The following is a 16,701-nucleotide window of genomic DNA, read 5'->3' on the forward strand; positions in this document are numbered from 1 at the left end:
GCATCATGACAGAGCCGACGACAAGCGGCCCATTCGAGGCGGGGCCGGTGCTCATCACCGGCGCCAGCGGCTTCCTCGGAGCCGCCCTGGTGGACGTGTTCCGTGCGGCCGGCTTCCGCGTGCGCATCTCCGTGCGCGCCTCCTCGCCGCGCACCAACCTGACTTGGCCCGATGTCGAGATCGTCGAGGCCGATATGCGCGACCGCGCGGCGGTGGCCGCCGCCATGCGGGGCCAGCGCTACCTCGTCCACGCCGCGGCGGATTACCGCCTGTGGGCGCCGGACATGGAAGAGATCGTCCGCACCAATCGCGACGGCACCCGCATCCTCATGGAGGAGGCGCTGAAGGCCGGCGTCGAGCGGATCGTCTACACGTCGAGCGTCGCCACCATCAAACCGCACGACGACGGGACGCCCGCCGACGAGACCCGACCGCTGACGCCGCAGACCGCCATCGGTGCCTACAAGCGCAGCAAGGTCGTGGCCGAGCGCGTGGTCGAGGAGATGGTCGCTCGCGACGGGCTGCCCGCGGTGATCGTGAACCCTTCGACGCCGATCGGCCCCCGCGACGTGAAGCCGACGCCGACCGGCCGCATCATTCTCGACGCGGCCCAAGGAAAAATTCCGGCCTTCGTCGATACCGGCCTCAATCTCGCCCACGTGGACGACGTGGCTGCGGGCCATCTGCTGGCGCTGCGCAAGGGCCGGATCGGCGAGCGCTACATCCTGGGCGGCGAGGACGTGATGCTGGCGACCATGTTGGCCGACATCGCGAAGATCGTCGGGCGCAAGGCGCCGACGACCAAGTTGCCCTACGCGGTGATCTACCCGATCGCCTTCTTGTCCGAGCAGATCGCCCGCGTGACCGGCAAGGCGCCGCTCGCCACCATCGACGGCGTGCGCATGTCGAAATACCGGATGTTCTTCTCCGACGCGAAGGCGCGCGCGGAACTCGGCTACACCGCGCGGCCCTACCGCGAGGGGCTGTCGGACGCGATCCACTGGTTCCGGCGGGCGGGGTACATGTCATGAGCGCCGGCCTTCAGACCGCCACCGATGCCCGCACCGGCAAGGGCGAGCGCGACGAGAACTTTCCCGTCGCCTCGCATCTGATCCATCCGCGCAACCGCGGTGCGATCCTCGCCTTCTACAACTACGTGCGCGCCGGCGACGATGTCGCCGACCACACCGGGTTGTCGCCCGAACGCAAGATCGAACTCTTGGACACGCTCGCCGACGCGCTGACCGGCAAGGGCGGTTCCGATCCCTCGGTCGAGCCGCTCAAGCGCGAGTTGGCCTCGCACGGCCTGCCGCCGACCCACGCGCTCGAACTCCTCGACGCCTTCCGCATGGATGCGCGCAAGGACCGCTACGCCGATTGGGACGAGCTGATCCATTATTGCCGCTACTCGGCGATGCCGGTCGGCCGCTTCGTCCTCGACGTGCACGGCGAGAACCCGGCCCGCGTCTACGAGACCTCCGACGCGATCTGCGCCGCGTTGCAGGTGCTCAATCATCTCCAGGATTGCGGCAAGGATTTCCGCAATCTGAGCCGCGTCTACATTCCACTCGACACCATGGCGCGCCACGGCGCCGACGTGTCGATGCTCGGGCGCGAGAAAGCCACGCCCGAGCTGCTGGCCGTGATCCGCGAACTCGCGCAGCGCACCCTCGACCTGTTGGAGGAGGGCAAGCCGCTGCCCGTCCTCATCGACGACCTGCGCCTGAGCCTGGAGATCGCCGCGATCCATCGCCTCGCCGTCGTGCTGACCAAGGGCCTGCTGACCCGGGACCCGCTCTCGGAAAAGGTCCATCACGGCAAGGCCGGCTTCGCGCTGACCGCGCTCGGCGGCATCGCGGCGACGCTGGTGCGCCGCCCCTTCCGGCCCCGCGCCGCCACAACGAAAGCCGGACGATGAGTGCCGCCGCGACCACGATGCAGGCCGAGACCGGCACGGCGCTCCCGGCGGCGGGCTCGTCGTTCTACACCGCCATGCGCCTCCTGCCGAAGGAGCGGCGCGAGGCGATGTACGCCGTCTACGCCTTCTGCCGCTCGGTCGACGACGTCGCCGACGACGGCGGTCCGCGCGACCTGCGCGCGGCCGAACTCGACAGCTGGCGCGCCGACATCGACGCGCTCTATGCCGGCCATCCGCCGTCGCGCGTGCGCCCGCTGGTCGAGCCGGTGCGCCGCTTCGGCCTTAAGCGCGACGACTTCATCGCCGTCATCGACGGCATGGCGATGGATGCGGCGGAAGACATCGTCGCCCCCACCGAGGCGACCCTCGATCTTTACTGCGACCGCGTCGCAAGCGCGGTCGGGCGGCTGTCGGTGCGCATCTTCGGCATGCCGGAGGAGGCGGGCATCAAGCTCGCGTGGCACCAGGGCCGGGCGCTCCAACTCACCAACATCCTGCGCGACATCGACGAGGACGCCGAGCGCGGGCGCCTCTACCTGCCGATGGAGAAATTCCACAAGATCGGCCTGATGAACCCGACGCCGGAATCGGCGCTGGCGCACCCGCGGCTCGGCGAGGTCTGCTCGGCCGTCGCGGCGGAGGCGGAGGAGCATTACCGCCAGACCTGGGCGGTCATCGACAGGAGCCCGCGGCAGGCGACGAAGGCGGCCCGCCTGATGGCCGCGGCCTACCGGCTCTATCTCGACGCCGTGATCCGCCGCGGCTGGGCGCCCCCGCGCGAGCGAGTGAAACCGGGCAAGCTGTCCCTGCTCCTCGTCGCCCTGCGCCACGGGATCGTGTGATGACCGGAACGGTTCACGTCGTCGGGGCGGGGCTCGCCGGCCTGTCCGCCGCCGTCTCGCTCGCCGAGACAGGCGCGCATGTCGTGCTGCACGAGGCCGCCAAGCAGGCGGGTGGGCGCTGCCGCTCCTACTACGACCCGGCGCTCGGGCTGACGATCGACAACGGCAACCACCTGCTGCTGTCGGGCAACCGCTCGACCCTCGATTTCATGCAACGCATCGGCGCGCCCGAAGACGCGCTGACCGGCCCGGACGAGGCCGCCTTCCCGTTTGCGGATCTCCGCACCGGCGAGCGCTGGACCCTGCGCCCGAACCCCGGCCGACTGCCGTGGTGGGTCCTGCGCGCCGGGCGCCGCGTGCCGGGCACCCGCGCCCGCGACTATCTCGCGCCGCTCTCGCTAATGATGGCGGCCTCCGGCAGCGCGCCGGGCAAGAGCGGCACCATCGGCGAGAAGATGGCCTGCGAGGGCCCGCTCTACGACCGGCTGTGGCACCCGGTGCTGCTGGCCGCCCTTAACACCGATCCGCGCGAGAGCGATGTGGGGCTGGCCGCCACGATTCTGCGCGAGACGCTGGGCGCGGGCGGACGTGCCTGCCGGCCGCTGGTCGCGGTCGAGGGCTTGTCCACAGCCTTCGTCGATCCGGCGATTCGCTTTCTGACGGAGCGGGGCGCGGAAATCCGCTACGGCCGCCGCCTGCGCGCGGTGCAGGTCGGCGCGAATCGCGTCGAGCGCCTCGACTTCACCGACGAGCCGACGCTGATCGGCCCCGACGATTCGGTGGTGCTGGCCCTGCCGCCGTGGGTGATCGAGGATCTGCTGCCCGGCACGCCGACGCCGAAGGCGTTCCGCTCCATCGTCAACGCGCATTTCGCGGTCCGCCCGCCCGAGGGCGCGCCGCTGCTGCTCGGCGTCGTCGGCGGCCTCACCGAGTGGCTGTTCGCCTATCCGGACCGGTTCTCGGTCACCATAAGCGGAGCCGACCGGCTGCTCGATGCGCCCCGCGAGGAACTGGCCCGTCAGATCTGGCTTGAGATCGCGGAACTCAATGGGGTAGCACGCGAATTGCCTAGCTGGCAGATCGTCAAGGAGAAGCGGGCGACCTTCGCGGCCACGCCCGAGGAGGCCGCGCGGCGCGCCAGCGCCGCGACGCGCACGCCGAATCTCGCTCTGGCGGGTGATTGGACGGAGACGGGCCTGCCCTCGACCATCGAGGGCGCGATCCGCTCCGGGACGAACGCCGCGCTCGCTTTGTCCCGCAACGGGATGTGCGGGCGGGCACAGGCACAGGGAGTCGCTTGAAGCATGACCACGGCGTCACGACAGTCCGGAGAGGCGACGGCGATGCGCGAGGCGGCAGGCAAGGTCGAGCAGTTGCACCGTCCGAAGACGCGCGACGTGTCCCTCGTCGATGTGGAGCGCGGCGTCCAGGACGCCACCCGCGCGCTGACCGCGATGACGCAGGCCGACGGCCACATCTGCTTCGAGCTGGAGGCGGATGCGACCATCCCCTCCGAGTACATCCTGTTCCACCAGTTCCGCGCGACCGTGCCGCGGGACGGGCTGGAAGCCAAGATCGGCAACTACCTGCGGCGCACGCAGTCGAAGGCGCATGGCGGCTGGGCGCTCGTCCATGACGGGCCGTTCGACATCAGCGCGACCGTGAAGGCCTATTTCGCCCTCAAGATGATCGGCGACGACATCGAGGCCGCCCATATGCGCGCGGCCCGCAAGGCGATCCTCCAGCGGGGCGGCGCGGCCAACGCCAACGTCTTCACCCGCATCCTGCTGGCGCTCTACGGCGAGGTGCCGTGGCGCGCGGTGCCGGTGATGCCGGTGGAGGTGATGCATCTGCCGAAGTGGTTCCCGTTCCACCTCGACAAGGTGTCCTACTGGGCCCGCTGCACCATGGTCCCGCTCTTCGTCATCCAGGCGAAGAAGCCGCGGGCCAAGAACCCGCGCGGCATCGGCGTCGCCGAGCTGTTCGTCACGCCGCCAGATTCGGTGCGGACCTGGCCCGGCTCGCCCCATGCCACGTGGCCGTGGACGCCGATCTTCGGCGCGATCGACCGCGTGCTGCAGCGGACGCAGGACAAGTTCCACAAGGGCATTCGCCAGCGCGCCATCGACAAGGCCGTGGCCTGGACCAGCGAGCGCCTGAACGGCGAGGACGGCCTCGGCGCCATCTTCCCGGCCATGGTCAACTCGGTGTTGATGTACGAGGTGCTGGGCTATCCGCCTGATCATCCGCAGGTGAAGATCGCCCTGGAGGCGATCGAGAAGCTCGTCGCCGAGAAGGACGACGAGGCCTACGTCCAGCCCTGTCTGTCGCCGGTCTGGGATACGGCGCTCAACAGCCACGCCATGCTGGAAGCCGGCGGCGCCGAGGCCGAAGGGATGGCGCGCGCCGGGCTCGATTGGCTCAAGCCCCTCCAAGTCCTCGACATCAAGGGCGACTGGGCCGAGACCAAGCCGAACGTGCGCCCCGGCGGCTGGGCGTTCCAGTACGCCAATCCGCATTATCCCGATCTCGACGACACCGCCGTCGTCGTGATGGCGATGGACCGCGCCATGCGCCAGCACGGGCTGGTGAGCGGCATGCCGGACTACTCGCAGGCCATCGCCCGTGCCCGCGAGTGGGTCGAGGGTCTTCAGAGCGCCGATGGCGGCTGGGCGGCGTTCGACGCCGACAACAACCACCACTACCTCAACCACATCCCGTTCTCGGATCACGGCGCCCTGCTCGACCCGCCGACCGCGGACGTGACCGCCCGCGTCGTCTCGATGCTGTCGCAGCTCGGCGAGACCCGCGCGACCAGCCGCGCGCTCGACCGCGGCGTCACCTACCTGCTCAACGATCAGGAGAAGGACGGCAGCTGGTACGGCCGGTGGGGCATGAACTTCATCTACGGCACGTGGTCGGTGCTCTGCGCGCTGAACGCGGCGGGCATCGATCCGCAGAGCCCGGAGATCCGCAAGTCCGTGGCGTGGCTGATCCGCATCCAGAACCCGGATGGCGGCTGGGGCGAGGATGCCTCGTCCTACAAGCTCAACCCCGAATTCGAGCCGGGCTACTCCACCGCCTCGCAGACGGCCTGGGCGCTGCTCGCCCTCATGGCGGCGGGCGATGTGGACGATCCGGCCGTGGCGCGGGGCGTCAACTACCTGCTGCGCACGCAAGGCGGGGACGGGCTGTGGAGCGAGGAACGCTACACCGCGACCGGCTTCCCGCGGGTGTTCTACCTCCGCTACCACGGCTACCCGAAGTTCTTCCCGCTCTGGGCCATGGCCCGCTTCCGCAACCTGAAGCGGGGCAACAGCCGCGAAGTTCGGTTCGGGATGTAGCTCGACGCCTTCTTCCCTCCCCCTTGTGGGGAGGGATCGAGGGTGGGGGTCGTGCAGGCGGCACCGCCGCGTTTCCTCCTGAGCCACCCCCACCTCCAACTCCTCCCCACAAGGGGGAGGAGAGACCGTCGCGACGCATGATCCCCTGGGAACACCTCGACACCGCCCCGATCCCCGGCGAGGCCGGCACGCTGCGGCTGATGCGGCGGGGCGCCGAGTTCTCGATCCAGCTCGACCGCACCGAACTCATGAACAGCCGCCTCTTCGGCTCGGAGGAGGCGCTGGCCCGGCTCGCCGCCGAGCGGGTCGCGGGGGTCGCCGCGCCGCGGGTGCTGATCGGCGGCTACGGCATGGGCTTTACGCTGCGCGCGGCGCTGAACCATCTCCCGCCCGGAGCCACGGTGACGGTCGCCGAGATCGTGCCGGCGGTGCTGGCCTGGGCCCGCGGGCCGATGGCGGACCTCACCGGCCCGAGCCTCGACGATCCCCGGGTCACCATCCGCGAGGCCGACGTGGCCGCGGTAATCCGCGAGCGGACCAACACCTACGACGCCATCCTCCTCGACGTCGACAACGGCCCCGACGGCCTCACCCGCGCGGCCAACGACCGCCTCTACGACGCCGCCGGCCTCGCCGCGGCGCGCGCGGCGCTCCGCCCCGGCGGCGTGCTGGCGGTGTGGTCGGCCCATCCCGACGCAGCCTTCACCCGGCGGCTCGGGCGGGCGGGATTTTCCGTCGAGGAGGTGGCGACGCGGGCACGGGGCAACCGTGGGGCACGGCACGTGATCTGGTTGGCCGGGCGGCCCTGACAGAGCGCAACGTCTCAATCCCTCTCCCCTCCGCGGGAAAGAGTGGCCCCCGAAGGGGTCGGGTGAGGGGCCGGCTCCGCACTCGTCGGAAGCGTCGCTCCCCTCTCCCGTCCGCTCCGCGGACACCCTCCCCCGCGGAGGGGGGAGGGCTTCGGAGGGTTACGCCCCCCGACGCGCCATCAACTGCTCGATCAGCGTCGCGCCGGTCTCCAGCGCCGCCAGTTCCTCGGCCACCGCCGCCACCGTCTCGGCGATCTGCTCGGGCGTGTGCTCGGAGGTCATGAAGAAGCGCAGGCGCGAGGAGCGCTCGGGCACCGCCGGGTGGATGATCGGCTGGACGTTGATGCCGCGCTTGAACAGGCGGTCGGACAGCGTCACGGCTTTCAGCGAATCGCCGACGATCACCGGGATCACCGCGAGGCCCAGGCTCGTGCCGGTGTTGAGGCCGTGCTTCTTGGCCGCCGTCAGGAACAGCCCGCCGTTGCGGCGCAGGCGCTCGACGCGCTCGGGCTCGGCGTGCAGCACCGAGAGGGCGGCGTCGGCGGCGGCGGCGAGCGGCGGGGACATGCCGACGCTGTAGAGGAAGCCGCCCGCGGTGCATTTCAGGTACTCGATCAGCACCCCCGGCCCGCAGACATAGCCGCCGCAGGACGAGAGCGTCTTCGACAACGTGCCCATCCAGATGTCGACGTCGGCGGCGTCCACCCCGCAATGCTCGTGCAGGCCGGCGCCGGTGCGGCCGAGTACGCCGAGACCGTGGGCGTCGTCCACCATCAGCCAGCAATCGTAGCGGCGCTTCAGCTCGACGAAGGCGGCGAGATCCGGCGCGTCGCCGTCCATGCTGTAGAGGCCCTCGACCACGATCAGCGCGCGGCGATGCTCGTGGCGGGTCGCCTCCAGGAGCTTCTCCAAGGCGGCGGGATCGTTGTGGGCGAAAGAGCGGCGCTGGGCGCCGGAGAGCTGCGCGCCCGTGACGACGCTGTTGTGGATCAGGGCGTCGTGGAAGATCACGTCCGCCGGCTCCAGCATGGCGCCGATGGCGGTGACGTTGGTGGCATGCCCGCTCACCATGATGACGCAGGCTTCGGTCTGGTAATGCGAGGCCAGCGCCCGCTCCAGCTTGAGGTGGACCGGCCGCTCGCCCGCCACCAGCCGGCTCGCCGAGGCCGAGGTGCCGAACGCCTCGATCGCCTTGCGCGCGGCCCCACTCACCGCCGGGTGCCCGTTGAGGCCGAGATAGTCGTAGGACGAGTAGTTGGCCAACGTCTTGCCGTCGATCCGCGTGGTCGCCGCCGCGCGGGACTCGTGGACGCGGAAGAACGGGTTGTTGAGCCCGATCAGATCGGCCGCCGAACGCTGGAGCTTCAGCTCACGGTAGCCCGTCAGCTTCTCGAAGCTCTGGTGTTCGGAGCGCGCGGGCGCGCGCGTCTCCGCCGCCGGCTCCGGCTCCGGCCGGGCCGCGTTGGCGCGGCCGAGCCGGTTGGTGACGAAGCCGGCGAGCGCGGCGCGGCCATCCTGCGGGCGCGACGACTGGGTCATGGCAGGATCTCTTTGATGTCCGCGACGTTCCGCTCGACCAGCTCGTTGAACGGCACCAACGTCGCGGCGTCCAGGTTGCTGACGTGCTTCGAGGAGAGGCTGAGCGTCACACCCGCCGCCTCGTCGATCGGGGCGGCGACCGCCTGGATCAGCGTCTCGGTCAGCTCGTTGACGGTGAGGCCCGAGGAGATGCCCGCGGGCGGCGCATCGAGGGCGAAGCGCTCCTGCAGGCTGGCGCCGAGTTCGACGCCCATCAGCGAATCGAGACCGATCTCGGAGAGCTGGCGCACGCGGCTGATGTCGTCCTTGGGCAGGCGCAGGATGCGGGCGATGTCCTCGACGATGGCGTCGGCCACGACCTTCCGCACCGCGTCGATGTCCGTCCCCCGCAGGAGGGCGGCGATGTTGATCGTGGTGACCGCGCCGGATTCCGCCTGCTGGTCGGTGCCGAGGCTGCCGTAGCTCGGCGAGCGCAGGGTCGCGAGGCGCTCGCGCGCCTTGCCCCAGTGCATGGCGGCAATCGCGATCACGCCCTCGTCGGAGGCCGCGCCCTGGCCCTCCAGCGCCTCGGCCATCAGGTCGAGGCAGCGGCGGGCCTCCATCGGCGTGACGCCGACGCGGGAGGCCAGCGTGTCCATCACGCCCTTGTTGCGGGCGAGCACGCCGACATCGCCGATGGCGCCCCAGGCGACCGCGAGCGCGGGCAGGCCGAGCTTGCGCCGCTGGCGGGCCAGCCCCTCCATGAAGCCGTTGGCAGCCACATACGAGCCCTGGCCCGGATTGCCGATGAAGGTGGTCGCCGAGGAGAACAGCACGAAGTAGTCGAGCGACCGGCTGCGGGTGGCGGCATCGAGATGGGTCGCGCCGATCACCTTCGGGGCGATGACGGCGTCCAGCGTCTCGGGCTCGATCGCCGCGATCAGCCCGTCCTGCAGCACCATCGCGCCGTGGATCACGCCCGCGAGGGTTTCGCCCCCCTTCTCGATGCCGGCGATGAGGGCATCGACCGCCTTGCGGCTGGTGATGTCGCAGGCTCTCGTCTCGATCCGCACGCCGCGCGCCGTCAGCGCGGCGATCACCTCGCGGCCCTCGTCGCTCGGCTTGGCCGAACGGCCGACGAGGAGGATGCGGGTGGCGCCGCGGTCGGCGAGCCAGCGGGCCGCCTCGATGCCGAATCCGCCGAGGCCGCCGGTGACGAGGTGGACGCCCTCGGAACGCACCGTGAAGGCGTTGCGCTGGATGCGGGCGACGCTTCCGGGTGGGGGCGGCGTGACGACGATCTTTCCGACATGCCCCGATTGCTGCATCAGCCGGAACGCGTCCGAGGTCTCCTCGGCGGCGAACGGCTGGTAGGGCAGGGGCCTCAAGCCCCCGTCGGCGAAGAGCGCCATCACCTCGCGGAACATCCGCGCGCCGTCCTCGCCCTGATGCTGGAGCACCTGATCGAGATCGACGCCGAAATACGACAGGTTCCGGCGGAACGGGCGCAGGCCGATATGAGTGTTGGCGACGTAGTCGCGCTTGCCCAACTCCACGAAGCGACCGAACGGACGCAAGACGTTGAGCGAGCGCTCCATCATCTCGCCGAACAGCGAGTTGAGCACGACATCGACGCCGTCGCCGGTGATGCGGCGGACATCGTCGACGAAGGCGAGCGAGCGGGAATCGAGCACGTGCTCGGCGCCCAGCGCCTCGACGAGCGCCCGCTTCTCGCGCGAGCCGGCGGTGGCGATGACGCGGGCGCCCTTCCATTGGGCGATCTGGAGCGCGGCGAGGCCGACGCCGCCCGCGCCGCCATGGACCAGCAGCCACTCGCCCTTGCGCAGGCGGGCGCAGGTGCAGAGCGCGTAGTACGCGGTGAGGAAGGCGACCGGCACGGTGGCGGCGGCCGAGGGGTCGAGCCCTTCCGGCATCGGCGCGACGACCATCTCGGGCACGACCACGTGGGTGGCAAAGCCCGACTGCGCGAAGGCGACGACCGGGTCGCCCACCTTGAAATCGACCACGCCGGGGCCGACGGCGGTGACCTTGCCGGAGACTTCGAGGCCGAGGCGCGGCCCGGCGAAGCCGTCCTCCAGGATTTCCTCCGGGAGCATGGAGAGCGCCCAGAGCACGTCGCGGAAGTTGAGGCCGGTGGCGGCGACCGCGATCTCGACCTCACCCGCTCCGGGCGCGGTGCGCTCGGCCGGGCCCCAGATCATCTCGTTGAGACCGCCGGTGTTCGAGCGTTCCAGGCGCGCCGCCGGGGCGGCATCGCCGGCCGTGCCCGCGGCACGGCCGGAATGGAAGCGGACGACGCGGGTGGCGTCGGCGTCGAGCACGATCTCGGTCTCGGCCGTGCCGGACAGGATCAGGGCGCGCAGGCGCTCGGCGGAGAGCTTCGAGGACAGGGACGGGGCGAGATCGACCCGGCGGATGTCGAGGTTGGCGGTCTCGTTGGCGAGCGTCCGGCTGAAGGCCCAGATTCCGGCCTCGACGGCCGCGGTCTCGCCGCCCGCGTCGCGGGTGGCGCCGGGGGCGATCACCCAGAGGCGGGTCTGGCGGTTGCCAAGATGCTCGGCGCAGCGCTTGAGGCTGAGGCAGCGGTCGCGCAAGCGCGCCGAAGCCTCGCCGTCTTGCGCGAAGGCGCCGGCGAGGAACACCACGGTGTCGGGCGTCTCGCGTTCCAGCTCCCGCAGCGACTGCTCGGAATCGAGGATGATCGAGACGTGGACGCCGCTGGCGATCAGCAGGGTCGCCAGCGACGAGGCGGTCTCCGCGCCGATGGCGTCGTCCGAGCCGACGACGAAGGCGAAGCTCTGGCCGTGGCCAACCATGGGCCGGGCCGGGGCCTCGGCGACGAGAAGCAGGTCTCCGCCATTGGCGGAGGCGGCCCGGTCGGCGGAGACGCGCACAAGGCCGGTGGCGCTCAAGGTCCGTTGCCAGCCGGTCACGTCGGGCAGGCGCGAGAGCGGCTGGTCGGGCACGATCTCGGTGAACCAGTCGGGGGTGAGGCCGAAGACGAGGTCGCGGAACAGCGAGGCGCCGGGCTCGACGGCGATCAGCAGGCCGCCGGTGGCGAGCGCCGCGCCGATGCGGGCCGGCAGGCCCGGCTCGGCCCGGTGCAGCACGTCGCTGGCGAGCACGAGGTCGAACGAATCGGCGGGCAGCTCCTCGGCCGATTCGATGACGCTCACGCGGGCGTGGAGGGCGAGGCGCGCGCGCTCGGCCAGGCGCCGGTCGGTCTCCAGCAGGGTGAGGACCGCGCCGCTCTCGCGGGCGAAGGCGGCGGCCAGCGCCGAGAGCGGGCCGAAGCCGACCTGAAGGATGCGCAGCGCCCGGTCGCAGGGCAGGCGCTCGCGGCTGCGCTCGACGATATCGGCGACCGTCGCGGCCGAGGCGCGGGCGGTGGCGCTGCGCAGGTGGAACGCGTCGAGCGCCGCGGGCGGCAGGCTCGCCGAGGCGACCGGCTCGCCGGCCAGCAGGCGGGCGACCAGTGCCGTCGTGTCGGCGAGCAGCACCAACTCGGCGGACAGCTCCGGCTGGTCCGCCGCGATCCAGCGCATGGTCTCCTCGGGGGAGGGGAGGGTCACGTCCTGCCGGATGCGCCAGCGGCCGCCGTCGCGCCCACGGGCCTCGTGGGTGGCCAGCCCGCTGCTCTCCAGGGCGTAGAGGGCGTTGACCGCCCAGGGGCGTAGGGAGGCCGGCAGACGCGGGTCGGCGAGATCGACCGCGCCGTTGCGGCTCAGGCCCTCGGCGAGGCGATAGGCGAGGGCCGTCGCCCAGCCCTCGAGCAGGAGGTGGCCGGGCCCGAGTTCGGCGTCGCTCGGCGCGGTGGCGCCGGACAGCGAGGGGCGCAGGCGCTCGGCGAGCGCCGGGCGGCGCTCCAGCGGCAGGGCGGTCGGTTCGGTGGCGAGTTCGCGGACCTGCGCGATGGCGAAGGTGTCGAGGTCGCTGCCGGACTTGGCGCGCAGAGCCTGGAACCGGCCCTCGCGGATCGTGGCGATGACCTCGCCGTCCGCGTCGAGGAGGGTGAAGTCGGCCAGGATCGAGCGTTCGTTGCAGCGGCGCGTGCGGATCTCGGCCCGCGCGATCACGGCGCCGGGGCGCAGCAGGCGGATTTCGCCGAAGCGCACCGGCACGTAGGCCTTGGTCGAGCCCTCGCCCATCAGCTCGGCGAAGAGCAGGATCAGGCCGTGGAAGCACGAATCGAGGCGCGACGGCACGAGGCCGTAGCGGGCATCGGCCTCGGCGGGCTTCAGCTCGGAGACGATGGTGGTCTCGTCGATCCGCGCGGAGGCCACGACCTGCCGGAAGCTCTCGCCGAAGCCGAGGCCGGAGGCCAGCGCGCGGCGATAGAGGTCCTCGCCCGCGACCGCGTGGTCCGCCGGGAGGCCGACATCGCGGCGGGCGGGCGCCGGGAAGTCGCCCTCAATGATCTTGGCCGAGGCGTGGAGCTGCCACGCCGCCTGCGTCAGGCGCGGGCGGCTCAAAATCTGGATCTGGTGGCCGGCGAGGCGCACCAGTACCTCGCGCAGGGCCTCCTCGGCGAAGACCATCGGGGCCACGATCTCGACGTCGGCCAGCGTCGCCACGTCCGAGCGCAGGGATTCGCGGGCGACGTGCAGCGCCATCTCGACGAAGGCGGCGCCGGGCAGGATCACCTGTCCGTCGATGCGGTGGTCTTCGAGATCGGGCACGAGGGCCGGATCGAGATGGCCGTGCCATTCGAGGGCGTCGGTCCCGGCTCGTGCGCCGACCAGCGGATGGTAGGGCCGCGGCACCGCCGCACCCACGACCTCCGCGGTCTCGCCGAGGCGGAAGGAGCGGCGCTGCCAGGGATAGAGCGGCAGGCTCACAGAGCCGGCCGGATCGTCGCCGAACAGAAGCGCCTCATCGACGCGCGCACCGGCCACGAGGGCGGCGGCAACGGCCTTGGCGATCGGATCGGCGCCCGCCGGCTTGCGGTGGAGCACGCCGACCGAGGCGACCTCGATGCCGAGCGGTTCGACGGCGTCGCCGATATGCGGCAGCAGGGTCGCGCGCGGGCCGACTTCGACGAAGACGCGGGCGCCCTGGCGGGTCGCCTCCTGCAGCGCCTCGCAGAAGCGCACGGGCTCGCGGATGTTGCGCCACCAATAGCCCGCACCGAAGCGGGCGCCGGGCAGCACCGTGCCGGTCACGGTCGAGACCATGGCGGTGTGGCCGGCGGACGCCTTGAGGCCATCGAGGTCGCGCAGCAGCGGACGCTCGGTCGGGTCCATCAGGCGACCGTGGAAGGGGTAGTCGAGATCGAGCTTGCGCCCTCGGCGGCGCTTGCGGGTGAGCGCCTTCATGGCCGACTCGATGGCGGCCTCGGGGCCGGCCACCGTGATCGCCTTGGGGCTGTTGTAGGCGGCGATGTCGAGGGTCGGGTAGTCGGCGAGGAATGTCTCCATCTCCTCGACCGGCCCGAGCAGCACCGCCATGGTGCCGAAGCCCCGCGTCGTCTCCTGATGCTTGCTGCGGTAGAAGATGACCCGGACCGCCTGCTCCAGGCTCAGGATGCCCGCGGCTTCCGCCGCCGCGATCTCGCCGACGCTGTGGCCGAGCACGAAGTTCGGCGTCAGGCCCTTGGCGCGCAGCGCGGCGGTGGACGCGGTCTGGATCGCGAAGATGAGGGGCTGCGAGACCCGCGTCAGCGACAGGCGCTGGTCGAGGTCGTCGGCGAACATCGCCTCCTTGAGCGACCAACCGGAGAGGGCTGAGAACAGCGCGTCGGCGCGGTCGAAGCGCGCGCGGAAGGTCGCGTTGCCGTCATAGGCCTCGCGGCCCATGCCGACCCACTGGCTGCCGTTGCCCGAATAGACGAAGGCGATGTCGGCGTTGCGCTCGACCGCCTGACCGACGACCGCCGCGTCGTCGTCCTCGCCCTCGGCGAGCGTGCGGAGCGCGGCGGCGAGATCGATGCCGGCCGTCAGCGGCGCGGCGAGACGGACAGGCAGACGCTCGCGGCGATGGGCGGCGGCGGCGGCGATGCGGGCGGTCTCGTCGGCGGACGCCGAATCGAGGCGGGCGGCGTAGTCGAGGGCGAGGTCGTCGAGCGCCGCGCGGCTCTGGGCCGAGAGCAGCAGCACCTCCGGGGCGCGGCCGGTCTCGGTCGCGGCCGTCACGGGGGCGGGGTCGGTCAGCACGACGTGGGCGTTGGTCCCGCCGAAACCGAAGGAGTTGACGCCGGCGAAGCGCTCCGGTCCGCGGGTCAAAGCCAGCGGGGCGCGGTTGACCGCGAGGTTGAGGGCCTCGAACGGGATGTCGGGGTTCAGCTCGGCGGCGTGCAGCGAGGCCGGAAACACGTCGTGCTCCAGCGCGAGGCTCGCCTTGAGCAGGCCGGCGAGGCCGGAGACCGGCTCGGTATGGCCGATATTGGTCTTGATCGAGCCGATCGGCAGCGGGGCGTGGCGCGTCTTACCGAGCTTGCTCCCGATGGCGCCGGCCTCGATCGGGTCGCCGACCGGGGTGCCGGTGCCGTGGGCCTCGACGAAGGCGATGGTCTCCGGGTCGATGCCGGCCTGACGATAGACCTGCTCCAGCAGCGCGGCCTGCGCGTTGCCCGAAGGCAGGGTGATGCCGGTGGTGCGCCCGTCCGAGTTGACGCCGCTCGCCGCGATCCGGCCCCGCACGGTGCGCCCGCTGCGGGCGGCGGCCTCAGCCGATTGCAGGATCAGGACGACGCCACCCTCGGCGCGCACGTAGCCGTCCGCATTCGCCGAGAAGGCCTGGCACAGGCCGGTGCGCGACAGCATCTGCGCGTTGGAGAACGAGATGAAGTTGAACGGGCTGACCAGCAGGCTCGCACCCGCCACCACCGCGGTGTCGACCTGACCGGCCTCGATCGCGGTGATCGCGGCGTTGAGCGCGACCAGCGAGGACGAGCAGGCAGTGTCGAGGGTGAAGCTCGGCCCCTTCAGGTCGAAGATGTAGGAGATGCGGTTCGAGATGATCGAGAGGGTGTTGCCGGTCGCGGCATAGGCGTCACTGGAGGCCGGATCGAGGACGCGCAGGTTGCCGTAATCGAGCGAGGAGGCGCCGACGAACACGCCGATGTCGGAACCCGCGACCGAGGACGGGCGCAGGCCCGCATCCTCCAGGGCCTCCCAGGTGAGTTCGAGCAGGAGCCGCTGCTGCGGGTCCATCTGCTCGGCCTCGCGGGGGGAGATGCCGAACACGCCCGGATCGAACGACCAGATGTCGTCGAGGATGCCCGCGGCCCAGGTGTAGCTCTTGCCGCGCTCCTGCGCCCGCGGATGGGCGTAGGCCGGCAGCGACCAGCGGTCGTCGGGGATGCGCGAGACGGCGCAGCGGCCCTCGGAGAGGAGCTGCCACAGCCCCTCGACGCTGGAAGCACCGGGCAGGCGGCAGGCGCGGCCGACGATCGCGATGTCTTTGCGGTTTGTCACGTCGATCCGTTACGCTCGTGATTCCGATGCGGGCACCGGCGCCGGGAGCAACCGCAGAGTCGAAGCTCTAATACGGTGCCCCGGCCGCTCCAACCCGCGCGGTCGCCCCATTCCCCTTAATCCATGAGATGGGGAGAATGTGTGGCGCGTATTCATCAGTCGAGGCTTGGGCATATGCCGGAACAGCCTGGACCAAACCTGCCGAATGATAGTCTCGGCGGGCCATGGCGTGGACGAGTTCGGCCACATTTTCGCCGCGAGCCCGATGCGAGCCGCTCGAAGACTTCGCGGAATATGGTTGGTCGAGCGACAAGTAGCGCGCGAAGGCACGCCGGATCGAGGCCGCTTCGACGACGCTCGCCCAAGATGTCACGCCGCGGCCGAGAGAACAACCGCACTGCAACATCATGGCGCGCGCGCCCGAGGACGGCAGCGGGCGATGCGGCCCGGCGCCGTCCGCGTCTTGGATCAGACGACGCCGATACCGGTATACTGGAATCCGTGCTTCTCGGCCTCGGCCGGGGAATAGACGTTGCGCAGATCGACCAGCACGGGGGCGTTCATCAGCTCCTTCAGACGCGGCAGGTCGAGTGCGCGGAACTGGCGCCATTCCGTCACCAGCACCAGAACGTCCGCCCCCGTGGCGCAGGCATAGGCGTCCTCGGCGTAGCTTACGCCCTGCAGCATGGGTTTCGCCTGCTCGATCCCCTCGGGATCGTAGGCCACCACCTTCGCGCCGCCGTCCTGAAGGCCGGAGATGATCGACAGCGAGGGCGCATCGCGCATGTCGTCGGTGTCCGGCTTGAACGTCAGGCCGAGCAGGGCCACCGTCTT

General features: G+C 71.1%; 9 protein-coding genes. 6 read left to right on the forward strand and 3 right to left on the reverse strand.

Translation table 11 applies throughout. From position 1 onward, the window contains the following. Window positions 1-5 precede the first annotated feature (5 nt). The 6 genes from hpnA to ASG52_RS12265 all read left to right on the forward strand — a co-directional run bounded on the left by hpnA (window position 6) and on the right by ASG52_RS12265 (window position 6,913). Window positions 6-1,031 carry a hopanoid-associated sugar epimerase gene (gene hpnA, locus ASG52_RS12240; protein WP_056243353.1) on the forward strand — a complete coding sequence of 342 codons (1,026 nt, stop codon included), beginning with the start codon at window positions 6-8 and terminating at the stop codon, window positions 1,029-1,031. Continuing rightward, the gene (gene hpnC / locus ASG52_RS12245) at window positions 1,028-1,918 is read left to right on the forward strand and encodes a squalene synthase HpnC (protein WP_056243321.1); all 891 of its coding nucleotides are present in this window, start codon (window positions 1,028-1,030) and stop codon (window positions 1,916-1,918) included. Before hpnA ends, hpnC begins: the two co-directional genes overlap by 4 nt. Further along, a complete protein-coding gene (hpnD, locus tag ASG52_RS12250; RefSeq protein ID WP_056243323.1) occupies window positions 1,915-2,760 on the forward strand; it encodes a presqualene diphosphate synthase HpnD in 846 nt (281 codons plus the stop codon). The genes hpnC and hpnD overlap by 4 nt, the downstream gene beginning before the upstream one ends. Then, on the forward strand, window positions 2,760-4,061 hold the full coding sequence (hpnE, locus tag ASG52_RS12255) for a hydroxysqualene dehydroxylase HpnE (RefSeq protein ID WP_056243325.1): 1,302 nt from the start codon (window positions 2,760-2,762) through the stop codon (window positions 4,059-4,061). Before hpnD ends, hpnE begins: the two co-directional genes overlap by 1 nt. 42 nt (window positions 4,062-4,103) lie before the next feature. Then, window positions 4,104-6,104 carry a squalene--hopene cyclase gene (gene shc / locus ASG52_RS12260; protein ID WP_056243327.1) on the forward strand — a complete coding sequence of 667 codons (2,001 nt, stop codon included), beginning with the start codon at window positions 4,104-4,106 and terminating at the stop codon, window positions 6,102-6,104. Between the two features lie 137 nt (window positions 6,105-6,241). Further along, entirely contained in the window at window positions 6,242-6,913 is a 672-nt protein-coding gene (locus tag ASG52_RS12265; RefSeq protein ID WP_056243328.1) for a spermidine synthase, read from the forward strand. A 159-nt stretch (window positions 6,914-7,072) separates the two neighbouring features. On the opposite strand, the gene ASG52_RS12270 is transcribed toward ASG52_RS12265, so the two are convergent. The 3 genes from ASG52_RS12270 to ASG52_RS12280 form a co-directional block, all read right to left on the reverse strand. Then, complete coding sequence (locus tag ASG52_RS12270) at window positions 7,073-8,452, reverse strand: aminotransferase class I/II-fold pyridoxal phosphate-dependent enzyme (RefSeq protein ID WP_056243330.1); 1,380 nt, start codon at window positions 8,450-8,452, stop codon at window positions 7,073-7,075. Beyond that, window positions 8,449-15,867: a type I polyketide synthase gene (locus ASG52_RS12275; RefSeq protein ID WP_056243332.1), complete on the reverse strand. Its 7,419-nt coding sequence runs from the start codon at window positions 15,865-15,867 to the stop codon at window positions 8,449-8,451. The genes ASG52_RS12270 and ASG52_RS12275 overlap by 4 nt, the downstream gene beginning before the upstream one ends. Window positions 15,868-16,335: 468 nt before the next feature. Further along, the coding region (locus tag ASG52_RS12280) for a UDP binding domain-containing protein (protein ID WP_162249998.1) at window positions 16,336-16,701 on the reverse strand (366 nt) is incomplete at its 5' end.

The organism is Methylobacterium sp. Leaf456 (assembly GCF_001425465.1).
Taxonomy (GTDB): Bacteria; Pseudomonadota; Alphaproteobacteria; order Rhizobiales; family Beijerinckiaceae; genus Methylobacterium.